Origin of the sequence: Deinococcus humi (assembly GCF_014201875.1) — a bacterium.
Taxonomy (GTDB): domain Bacteria; phylum Deinococcota; class Deinococci; order Deinococcales; family Deinococcaceae; genus Deinococcus; species Deinococcus humi.
This window is the reverse complement of record NZ_JACHFL010000017.1, coordinates 101760-112422: the sequence shown is the minus strand read 5'-3', so window position 1 is coordinate 112422 and position 10663 is coordinate 101760. Positions and strand designations below refer to the sequence as shown.

The 10663-nt window shown below is 62.7% G+C and carries 7 protein-coding genes and 2 pseudogenes; 3 read left to right on the top strand and 6 right to left on the bottom strand.

Translation table 11 applies throughout. The annotated features are described in order from the left end of the window. Positions 1–505: 505 nt before the first annotated feature. The gene (locus HNQ08_RS21885; RefSeq protein ID WP_184136851.1) at positions 506–1609 is read right to left on the bottom strand and encodes a hypothetical protein; all 1104 of its coding nucleotides are present in this window, start codon (positions 1607–1609) and stop codon (positions 506–508) included. A 308-nt stretch (positions 1610–1917) separates the two neighbouring features. Between HNQ08_RS21885 and HNQ08_RS21880 the strand changes: the two genes are divergently transcribed. Next, positions 1918–2268: a DDE-type integrase/transposase/recombinase gene (locus tag HNQ08_RS21880; protein ID WP_184136849.1), complete on the top strand. Its 351-nt coding sequence runs from the start codon at positions 1918–1920 to the stop codon at positions 2266–2268. A 119-nt stretch (positions 2269–2387) separates the two neighbouring features. On the opposite strand, the gene HNQ08_RS21875 is transcribed toward HNQ08_RS21880, so the two are convergent. Next, positions 2388–3296, bottom strand: coding sequence for a DUF1266 domain-containing protein (locus HNQ08_RS21875; protein WP_184136847.1), 909 nt, complete (start codon positions 3294–3296; stop codon positions 2388–2390). A 291-nt stretch (positions 3297–3587) separates the two neighbouring features. Between HNQ08_RS21875 and HNQ08_RS21870 the strand changes: the two are divergent. Both HNQ08_RS21870 and HNQ08_RS21865 read left to right on the top strand, forming a co-directional pair. Next, positions 3588–4282, top strand: a pseudogene (locus HNQ08_RS21870) (IS6 family transposase). 231 nt (positions 4283–4513) lie between these two features. Next, complete coding sequence (locus tag HNQ08_RS21865; RefSeq protein WP_184136845.1) at positions 4514–5278, top strand: peptidylprolyl isomerase; 765 nt, start codon at positions 4514–4516, stop codon at positions 5276–5278. A gap of 163 nt (positions 5279–5441) precedes the next feature. Here HNQ08_RS21865 and HNQ08_RS21860 read toward each other — a convergent pair. From HNQ08_RS21860 to HNQ08_RS21845, 4 genes and pseudogenes are all read right to left on the bottom strand, one after another. Beyond that, positions 5442–5629: pseudogene (locus HNQ08_RS21860) on the bottom strand (IS6 family transposase); the annotation flags it as partial. Between the two features lie 218 nt (positions 5630–5847). After that, on the bottom strand, positions 5848–6411 hold the full coding sequence (locus HNQ08_RS21855; RefSeq protein ID WP_184136843.1) for a DUF1281 family ferredoxin-like fold protein: 564 nt from the start codon (positions 6409–6411) through the stop codon (positions 5848–5850). A gap of 25 nt (positions 6412–6436) precedes the next feature. Further along, positions 6437–7852, bottom strand: coding sequence for a WGR domain-containing protein (locus tag HNQ08_RS21850; RefSeq protein WP_184136841.1), 1416 nt, complete (start codon positions 7850–7852; stop codon positions 6437–6439). A 724-nt stretch (positions 7853–8576) separates the two neighbouring features. Next, positions 8577–10223 carry a CocE/NonD family hydrolase gene (locus HNQ08_RS21845; RefSeq protein ID WP_221284361.1) on the bottom strand — a complete coding sequence of 549 codons (1647 nt, stop codon included), beginning with the start codon at positions 10221–10223 and terminating at the stop codon, positions 8577–8579. Positions 10224–10663: the final 440 nt, after the last annotated feature.

Here is a 10663-nt window from a genome sequence, read left to right as displayed (position 1 = left end):
CTGGCCTTACCGCTTCGCATGACGAGCACGCCAGTCATGACCTTCAACCGGATGCTGATGAGCTATGAAATACGCGACTTTGGTGTGGAGCTTGACGGTAGCTCCAAATCGCAGATGGTTTCCGAACACTGAGGAAGGAGTGCCCACCCGACTTTCCTTTCAGACCGGGTTGGCGTCACACGCAAATGCACGTTCATCGCACTGCCCTGCCTCCTCGTGAGCCGTCCTGGGCGCGGAAGATGTGCTTGATGCCAGCCTTGAATGAGCGCATATCACAGAGATCCTGTTCCCCGGCCTGATTTGCTGTTCTGTCCCAGAAACAACATTTCTGAACCGCTGGGACTGCTGCCAAGTGGCATTGCCATAAGGATCTGCCGCAGGGTTAACCGCTGTTATCGCCGGGGTCAAGGCGTCTGGTAAATGGGCTTACCAAACAGGTTTCGGTGCTCTCCTGAACTCTCTTGTCTGAGAACCCTTGGCCGCCAGATGCATGGGCCCGCCTGAGCTACGCACGCTCCTGCCCACCGCTGGAGACTTTCGTTTTGCGGCTCCCTTCTGGGTTCCGGCTCCTGCTAGAGTGGCGCTGCATTTTCAGCCGCGTCGCCTCGGCGGCCGCTTTGAAGTCAATCAGCCCCGCCTGGATGTTCTCGACCGTCAGTCCATGCTGCTGCGTCTCAACCACGTTCTGGGGCGGTGCGGGCACCAGGCGATAAAAGGCCGCTCTCTGACAAAGCTCCTCGTAACGGGCATTGACCTCGTCCGGCATCCCTTCCGGATTCAACTGCCGCACCAACAGGTACTCCAGGAACGTCGGCTCCGCACGCTCAGCCACGGGCAACAGCGTGTTCGCGTAGAAAGCGCTGTAGGACCGCCAGGCCGCGGCCAGGGACCTGCTGGGCCAGTGCGCAATCTCCGGATGATGAACGCGCAGCTTCTGGAGATCTTCCTTTGCCAGCACACTGCGTCCGAAGCGTTCTGGGTCCAGGACGACGACTGGGCGCACCAGGTCATACAATCCCCTCGCAAAGCAGACAACGCGTCCCTGGGCTTCCCAGACCCGGAGCAGGCTTCGGGTCTGTTGCCGAGCGGTCGAGGACCGAGAGCTGTAGACCGCTTCCGCCAGACGGTCCACTGTCATAGGCCAGGCGGCCTGTCGTGCCAGCTGCCAGTCCACATCCACCATGGCTGCTTGAGTGACGCGGCTCGGGGTGGAAGCAGGTCCCAGGTCTTCTCCTTTCACCCGGGGCAGCGCGTCTGCAGACGCGTTCTGGGTGCCTGGCGTCCGCGACAGAAAGTGTCGGGCATCGTCAAGGTGGATATAGAGGGACGCACTGTGCCCTTGGCTCCGCTGCGGCGCGCTCTGGAGATGATGCCGCCTCACCCAACGCTTTAACCCAATGGGGCTCACCCCCGACAGGAGAGCCAGATCCGCCAGGCTGACCCAACAGTATTGAGAGGCGTGACGGCCGTACAGGTGATGTTCGGCCTCGTTCAGGGTGCAGTTCAGTTCTTCGGCGACGAACGCGGGACTCAGGAGACCATAGACGTGGTGGAGCTGGCGGAGATGTTCGTGGGGCGGCAAGGCGCTGGCAGTATGGTGCATGGTCAAGCCCTTATCGTACCTCCGCCAAGCTGAATGACGGCTGTCTACGCCAGGTGTTGCGCGTGATTCCCACCATGTAAAGGCTGTCAAACTTCTATTTCCGCTCTTGCACAGAAGCCAGCAGCTTCGAACTTGAGCAACCCCAGGGCCGCCGGGCGCGTACCTGACGTGAACGCACCACCGTGGAGGACTTGATGGTTTCAGTCGCACCCCCAGAGCCACAACAAGCCAGACGCAAACCGCAGATCTGACTCATCTTAATCGCTGTCGGCGTCCTTCTGCTCGCCATCGGCTGGTGGTCCAGTGACGTCGTCATGACGCGTCAGGCCCCGGCCGGCTTTACCCGCGTCCAGGTGGCTGGCTTTTCCACCTTCATCTCCCCCGTTCTCGAGGCCAATCCCGCACTCAATGCTGACCACCAGCAGGTGATTTCTACCTCACGCTGCAATAACATCATTGAACAGTCTCACCGTCCTACACGACATCGGGAGCGACAACAGCAGGGATTCAAACGGAGGAAGCGTGTCCAAGAATTTCTCAGCCTGCACGCTCGAATCGAGAATCTTCACCATCACGCCTGGAACAGCGTTACCGCCATGACAAGAAAAGGGAATCAGAAGAAAGCGTTCCAGACGTGGTCTGCGGTCGCGGCAGGGGTGGGCTGAAGTTCAGATCACCCCGGTCCTCCGTCTGCCGCGCGTCAAGTTAAGGCAACACAACCGGAAGTTCAGCGGTAGGTCTGCCCGCACAATCTCACGCTGGAGGGTGAGCGGAAAGGCGGACTTCAGTGCAGCGTCGTAGGCACTCCAATTGAGTTGAGCTCGGGCACCTCTGGTCGGCCCTGGCCCGCCGGAGACCAGGGATCCCGCAGCCAAGGGCTATTGGTATCCTCAAGCAGCCAAGCTATCGTCTGGGTATAGCCCCGGTTCCTGATCCCCCCAGTCACCCCACCCGATTTCCAGAACTCCGCGCCGGCCAGAAAGCTCTGTCCGTAATGGGCCCAGTCCCGGAACGCCGCGTCCCGCGCCATGTGGCGGCACTGGCCCATAATTCGCCAGCCCTGTCCTTCACTCAGGTATCCCACCGCCACGCCCTGCGCAGCAATATCCACTGCTCGCGCCAGATCGAAGGCCATCCCACCCACCTCACCGACCTCAGGCTCCCACTTGCCCACTACCTTGGCCAGACGCTTGTTCAGATCACCGGCTGTTGAACGGCCCGCCTGCAAGCTTTGGCGCACTTCCTGGTACGAGGCGCGGTGACCGCCGTTCAACAGCCAGGCCAGACTGGACATGGTCGAGGCATGGTCAGTGATCGCCCAGCCCTCTTCCAGGGATTGACGCAGCTCGTCTTCCTTCCCGGCGGGTGGGATCAGTTGGTAAAAGTATTCCAGCGGGCGGCCCACCGCAGAATCCTCAAAAATCTGGATCCAGAGGTGGGTAAATGGAGCGCGCAGATTCAGGGCGAAGCGCTCCGCCTCGCTCAGCGCGCGGGCGCTGGCCTCCACGACCTGCCGGCGCACTTCAGCCTCCTGGGCCTCCTGCGCTTCACGCTCGCCCTTTTGCTGAGCGAGTTCCGCATTGGCTTCTTGAAGGCCCTCGCGGGCCCCCTCCAGCATGGCCTTGCCGGCCCACCACACAAGGGCCAGAACAACGCCTACCACCACGGGAATCACCAGTTGCCACAGTGTCATGCGGGCAGCATAACGTCACCGGTACGGGGGCGTGCGGCTGGGTTGCTTTATCTTGTCGGGGCGGTTCTGGCAAGTTAATCAGCGAAGAGCCGAGTGAGGGCGGTGGTCGTCTGAACGTCAGACCGCCACTTCAACCCCAGCGCGCCACGCCAAATGAGCGTGGTTCTGATTGAATCTTCGAGGGCCGGCGCGAACAGTGGTTCGAGTGTGCTGGTGGACGTTTGCAACACGGGCGTGGAGGGCCAAGAATGGTTGTGTTGCCTTAACGGGCTCGGGGTAGGCTGACCCGCCGTGACTGACCCGAAACCGTACCGCCACCGTTTTCCGATGACGATCATCCAGCACGCGATCGGGCTGTACCACCGCTCTCCCCTAAGTGACCGAGACGTTCAGGAACTGCTGCACCAGCGCGGCCCAAACGGCCAGTCACGTGACGCTCCAAGAATGGTTCATCAAATTCGGCCCGCTCACGGCAGTTGGTCTCCCTCACCGGGAACCCCGGCGGGGTTCCCGGTGGTCTCTGGATGAGGGCTGCACGGCGGTGGATGGCGTCCGCCATTGGTTGTAGCGGGCCGTCGACGAGAACGGGTTTGTGCTCGACATCCTGCTTCAACGGCACCGTGACACCGACGCCGCACCGACCTTCCTGACCCGACTCCTGGGCGACTACGATGCCCCAGAGGTCATTTACACCGATCAGCTTCGGAGTTACGGGGCGGCCATCCGAGCGCTCCCCAGCCTGGCCAACAGTAATCTCCACGGCGCGCTGCAACAACATCAACATGCAGGAAGACGGATCTACACGGCGACACGATCAAAGTCGGCAGGCCTTCAAGCGGCGGAAACGCGCTCAACAATTCCTGAACCTACATGCCTGAATCACCAGCCTCCACCACTCCCGAACCAGCGTCTCCGCCTTGACCAGACGACATTATCGGCGTAAAGCGTTCCTGAAGTGGTCGAAAATTGCAGCGGGGGTGACCTGAAATTCAGGCCACCCCTGCCTTCAGCTTGCCGCGCAGCCAGTTCAGGCAACACAATCGTTTCAACTGATCGATCTTGCCCACTGGTAACCCCTGCTTTTACCTGCTGCGGGATACGCCCTTTCACCCGGCTTGATTTGACGCCTGACTGTTAAGGCCCAATACTGAACCATGAAAACATCTGCATTGTGGCTGGGTCTAGTCCTGCTCGCGTCGTGTGCTCCAATGCAGTCTGTGCAAACTCAAGCCCGCTGGATTCCCATCGATCCGGAGAATCTCTTGGTGATCGACACCACCAAGGGACGCATGATCGTCGAGATGCGCCCTGATCTGGCACCCAAGGCCGTCGAACGTATCAAGCTCCTGGCGCGCGAGAAGATTTACGACGGTCTGCAGTTCCACCGGGTGATCGACCTCTTCGTCGTCCAGACGGGCAATCCCAACAACAAAGATGGGGGAACCTCGACCTACCCGAACCTCGAACCCGAATTCTCGGCGAGGTTGCCAGAAAAAACAGTCTGGCGTCAGATCACCCAGACCAGCGACGGCAATTCCGGTTTTCTGGGGACCATGCCGATCCTGACCGTTTCGGATGCTGAAACCCGGCGGCGTAATGTGCCGGACTTCCAGGCCTGGGGCGCGTACTGTCCAGGTGTGGCCGGGATGGGCCGGGGCGAGGCCCTGAACAGCGCGAACAGCGAGATCTTTTTCATGCGCGGAGCGTCTTCATTCCGGCTGGGCCTGCAGTACACCGCCTGGGGCAACGCCGTCATCGGGCGCGAGGTGGTGACCTCGGTGATCGCTGGAGAACCCCCCGCAAGTCCCGACATCATGCAGCGCGTGCAGGTGGCCGCCGATTTGCCTGAAGGCCAGCGTCCTGTCGTTGAGATGATGGATCCGCAGGGTCCAGCCTTTGGACGGCTGGTAGACAAGGTAAGGCAGGAAAAAGGGGCAGATTTCAGTATCTGCGATATCCAGGTGCCTACGCGGCTGAGGTAAAGTGCGTCGCCCGGCTCAGGCTGCAGGGCACGCATGGAGACCGGCTGCGTTGACTGATCCGGGGCGTAAGTCGGTAGCGCCCCGGTGGTCACAGTTCTCGCCAGGCGGGGTTTTGGCAAGTTAACGAGGTGCAGGTCGACGTTTCTGACGGGCAGCCTGAAGTTCAGGCTGCCAACTGCACGACCTCATCCCAGATGTGCAGGGCGTCCTTCAGGCGGCTTCGTTGCTTTTGGGCAGGCACAGTGATGCGGGTGTGCTGGTGAAGGTTCGAGACTCGGGTGTGGAGCGCGAGGAGTTCCTGAGTCCGCTGTCGTCGCTTGAAGCCAGTTGTTGCCGCTCCTGCTGCCGGGTCAACGCACCCCTGAGAAGGGCATGGCCGTCGTGGCGCCGGCCGATCAGCTGAGCCCGATCATCCAGCAACACCTCCAAGAAGCCCAGACGCTGCTCGGAATGGCTCCTGCCCCTGCTTCGCCCTGAGGGCAGGCTTTCATAGATGACCCGCGCTGTTGTGGGGGTCATCTTGCTCTGCCTGGCAGCGCTCGTATCAACAGTTGTAGATTGATGCCAGATCAGGTCCCTGGAGACTCTTCGTCCAAGTCATAGCCCCAGTCCTGCAGGTCCTGTAGCGTCGGCGCACGTTCATCTAACGATACGATGTTGCCGCTCTCCAAACGCATGTGTACATAGAGCTCGTTGCCGGGTTCGATGCTGCGCAACTCGAAATTGAGTGCCGGCCATAAAGCCGCGACGGCCTCGAGCCACGGTATGGGTGGGGCCCAGGCGGTTGCGAAGCTGAGGACCAGCTGCTCTGGTCCCTCAGTGAAGGTCACATCATCGGCATCCCGGCTGCTGCCCCAGTACGCGGCTTGCCACGCAGCGCGCTCAAGGGGGAGATGAGGGGTGGGATCTTGTTGCCCTGCCTGAATCTGGATGGCTCGGTGGAGCTCCGGAAGGCCACCGGTCCCATAGCCCCGGGCCATTACTTCCCGTGGCACAGGAAGCTGTGCATGGAAGCTCAAGTCCTGGATCCGCGGCCCATAGTCGGGTGATGGCCCTCGCTGGGCGGCGCGCCATGCCATGAGAAGGCGGGCGTTTCCGTGGACCTCAAGCCTGTTCTGGCACCAGTTGGTCATGCCTGCTCCTCCGTCCGTGGTTCCTTCAGCTGACGCGGCGAATATCCCCTACCACACGGTAAAAGCCTCCGGCGTCCAGGAGGTCGTCCACGAGATAGGTCGCGCCAGCAACGCGAAGGTTGCGTGGGAACTGGACATTCCAGGCATTGAAGCTGGGATCGGTAGGCCGAACGCGCAAGCGGGTGCCATCGCGTTCGCAGATCAGACGTACGCCGCTGCCACTGTCGGGGGTGATCGCCAGCTGCGTGAGGGGGACGCTCGCACTGGCAGCGGCGGCGAGTTTCACGTCGCGGGGCGTGGGCGTCTCGCCCCGCTGCGCGGCCTGAATGGCCTCGGCACTGGCATTCAGAGCAGCCAGCACGCCGCGCACAGTCACGAGATACAGCCGGCCGCCGACATATTGCATGCTGAGCGCACCGCCAACCCCCGTCCCCAGCTTCCAGAGGCGTTCACCACTCCGGGTGAAGCAGTACACGGCACTGCCGCTGTCTCCGGCGAAGACGTACTCGCCGCCAGGACTGGTGGCGCAGGAGAGAACCACGTCGTCGCAGGCATAGTCCTGCACGTGCTCGCCTGCTTTGGTGAAGCGTTGGATGAGGTTCTGAGTCGTGCCTGCGTACAGGTCGGTGCCGTCCTGCCAGCCGAACAGCACGTCGCCCCGCGTCTTGGTCTGCCAGAGCGGGATGCCGCTGGTGCGGTCGTACATGCCTACGCCCCTGGAGTGCCCGTAGTACACGCCGCGGTCATCCACGCGAACCATCCACCCCATGCTCCCACCGGTGCCAACATTCGCCCATTGCTGGTCGCTCTCGGCATCGAAGGCGAAGACGTTCCCACCCGCGTCGCTGGCCGCCAGAGTGCCCGCGTGAATGTCCATCCAGAGCAATGCGGCGCTTCCCTCGACCTCATAGGCCACGAAGGGAAGCTTTCCGCTGAGGTCGTAGACGTTGCCGTCGTCGCATCCAGCGAACGTCCAGCGGTCGTCGCGCACCAGGCATTTCACGCCATCGGGAAGGGTGAAGGAGCGGAGCACCTCGCCTTCTGGACTGAGGGCATGGACTTGTCCAGCTTCGTTGCCGACCCAGACCTGACGGTCGTCGGCGAAGATACCGAAGGCTGTGGCATTTGTGTCGAACTTCCACAGGAGCGGCGCGCCCTGACGGGTGGTGGAGCGGGTCTCGGTGATCGTGCGGCGCATTATCGCCCGTTTCTGCCGCACGCCCTGTACGGCATCTTCGTAGCCTTTGCGGCGCTTGTCGCGCAGCTTCTTGTCCGCTTCCGCTTCGGCTTTCTCAGCAGAGGGAAACGTCTTGTGTTGGATCTGCCCATCGGTACCGATGCGTCCATAGCGGATGGTCAGCCCAGCGCCGTCTACGGCGACTGCGTAGAACTTGTGCTCGGCCCCGTTCGGATCAGAGTACTCCAAGTACGTTTCAGACATAATGATATTGTAACTCCAATCACGCTAGCTCACAAGCAGCAAAGCGGATGGCTCCTGCTCCTCCAGTGCCCTGCCTCCTCATTCTGGGGCGCGAGCCGTTAGGGTGCAGAGATAGATGCCGCGCCTTCTCTCCTTCCCGCGCCACCGGCCCTGGTCGATGGCGTTATGGGTGATCCTTGCCGGTGCTGCGCTGTTGGTGGTCTGGGGGATCTACCGGCACGCTAGGGGGCAGAGGCTCACACCCGCCCAAGTGGAATTGCTCTGCCGCTCGGTGCCCTCTTTAAGCGGAAAGCTTCGGCCCTTTGGGAACCCCATGCGCCAGACCTGGGGTTGGATCTGGGACGGGGCCGTGCCGCGTGCAGGGTCTGCCGTAGATCTGGTCTTCAGCTGCCAGCTCCCAGATCTCGCCCCTATAGTGGTTCAAGTGCGGTAATCACAAGTTATGAATAGAGTTCTATCGTGCTCGTCGCCTTGTTCTGGCAACGTAAGCTCGGTAGGCTGGTGAATTGTGCCTGGAGACAACCAATCTCAGGCACTGCTCCTTCGAAAGGAAGCGATTTAGCAGGCGGCTTCATTCTCAAGCCGCCTGCAGAGCTAGTTCGGCCCCTCTTAGTTAAGGTGCCAGCGCCCTTTGCAGAATAATGAGGCAGCCGGGCAGCATGCCGCCCGACAACGCCCCGTTAAATCCGAGGGGACCGGGTCCGAGGGACGATGGCGGCTGAGGTTACCCCATCACGGGCAGGACGATCCGGGACAGCCCACCCTCGCCGTGCATAACGGTGAGGTGCGAGACGGCCAAGCGGCGGCCCGTCGCCTCATCTTCGCCGGTGCCCAGGTTGCGGGCGTACTGCGGGTGGGAACCGCCGGAGATCAGCACGCGAATCCGCGAGCCAACCGCGAAACGGTGCGCCGTGGCACCCAGAGCCAGGCGCACGACCCCGCCCCCGTCTACTGGGCTCAGCCGCCGGAAGCCGTCGCTCACCGTGCGCGACTGGCCCCGGACATCTACTTCGCACAGGCGCACGAACAGGTCCGCGTGCGGATTGTCGCTGTGGTGCGCAAGTTCCACCGCCGGCACGCCCACGACTTCCAGCGGAGCGGTCAGGGCCGGGCCGGTAAAGGTCAGGACGTCCCCCCGAGCTTCAAGGGGACGGTTGTCGCGGGAGCCGCCATTCACGAGGAGTTGCCCGCCGACGCTCGGCGTGGGGTTCGCCGGGTCATAGGTGAAGGTGGAGGGCCGGGCCTTCGGGGAGGGCGCGTAGATGCCCAGCCCTTCGTCCGGGTGCAGGTACAGCGTCTGCGGCTCTGTTGGGGGCGGCCAGCCGGGCAGGTCACGCCACTCCGCTGCACCCGTGACGTACACGCGCACCGGGGCGGAACGGGGACGGGCCTCACCGCCTAAATGCTCGGCCAGCCAGTCCAGACTCTCGCGTGTCATGACGCCGAGTCCCTCGCCGTGCGCCCAGGGACCCACCGTCAACGCCACGTCCACGTCCCGGTCGCGCAACCGGGTGTACTGCTCCAGGGTCTGGTCGAGGAAGATGTCCTGCCAGCCCCCCGCGAGCAGTACTGGAACGCGAACGCGCTCCAGCGCCTCGCCCAGCCGCCTCGGCGCCCAGTATGGGTCGCCCGGGTCAGCGCGGGTCAGCATGTCGCCGTAGGAGGCCGCGAAGGGCCCATGGCCGAGGTGTCGCTCCCCCGTTTCGAGCAGGGGCAGGGCGTCCAACGCGGGCTTCAACCGCCGGGTGAGGGTCGCCCGGTCGATCAGGGCGGTGAGGAGGCCGCCACGCTCCTGGCGCGCGATCTGGTGGTGCCAGGACAGCAGCAGTTCCAGCCGGAACGCGCCCGCACCATGTGCAGTTTGGTAGAGATCATGCACCCCCATCAGAATGATGGCGGTGACCAGCTCCGGCGGCGGATCAAGGAGCAGGGCCCACTGGGTGAAGCCGAAGTACGAGGCGCCCACTGTGGCAAACTTCCCCTCGAACCACGGCTGATTGCGCAGCCACGTGACGGTATCGGCGCCGTCTTCGATCTCACGTCCCATCGGCTCGAACGGACCCCCACCGGACCCGAAAGTGCCGCGGCAGCTTTGCAGGACCACCCGGTAGCCGCGCGCAGCATAGGGGGCCACGAAGTTGGACGCCACCAAGACGCTCCGGCCATAGGGAAGGCGCACGAGGAGGGTGCCGCGCACCTCACCCACCGGGGTATACAGGTCAGCCAACAATTCGGCGCCGTCGCGCATCGGGACCCGCACCCCCTGGGTTACGGTATAGGGCAAGCCTCCCGGAAGCTTCATGGAGCGGGTTGTGATGGTGTCGATCACCCGTGCAAAGCGTGTGGGAGGCGTCGCGCGTGGGTCAGGCATCGTCATAGTGGACCTCGGAGGGCATGCGGGAGAGTCGAGGATGCGAGGGAGTCAGAGAGGCCGCCTTCGACGTCGCTCGACCTAGACCGTGGGGTGCGTGGAACGAGGAGATGGTGAGGGTCCCCCTCCACAGTAGTGCGTCCAAGCCGACCGCGCCTGGGTGCGAGAGAGGAATCCGGAGTGATGCCGCTGTCCGCTGAATCCGGGGGTGGGGCGCTCCCGCCCGGGGTGTGACGCCACCTCCCCGACGGACCTTTTCTGACCAGATTGGGCAGGTTGTTGGCTTATCAGGAGCGGCGGAATTTCAGAAACGCAGGTGGCCAGAAGTTCTGGCCACCTGCTGCACCACGTCGCGCCAACAATTGAACGCTCCTTGCTGGTGGTGAGCAGGCACGGTGGATCGGGCAAGAGAGTGAAGATTCGTGATTCTGGCATGGAGG

Excerpts from the sequence above, each read along its gene's own strand:
- HNQ08_RS21880 (WP_184136849.1), top strand. The coding sequence starts at position 1,918 with ATGACGCGTCAGGCCCCGGCCGGCTTTACCCGCGTCCAGGTGGCTGGC.
- HNQ08_RS21875 (WP_184136847.1), bottom strand. The coding sequence starts at position 3,296 with ATGACACTGTGGCAACTGGTGATTCCCGTGGTGGTAGGCGTTGTTCTG.
- HNQ08_RS21855 (WP_184136843.1), bottom strand. The coding sequence starts at position 6,411 with ATGACCAACTGGTGCCAGAACAGGCTTGAGGTCCACGGAAACGCCCGC.
- HNQ08_RS21845 (WP_221284361.1), bottom strand. The coding sequence starts at position 10,223 with ATGCCTGACCCACGCGCGACGCCTCCCACACGCTTTGCACGGGTGATC.
- HNQ08_RS21850 (WP_184136841.1), bottom strand. The coding sequence starts at position 7,852 with ATGTCTGAAACGTACTTGGAGTACTCTGATCCGAACGGGGCCGAGCAC.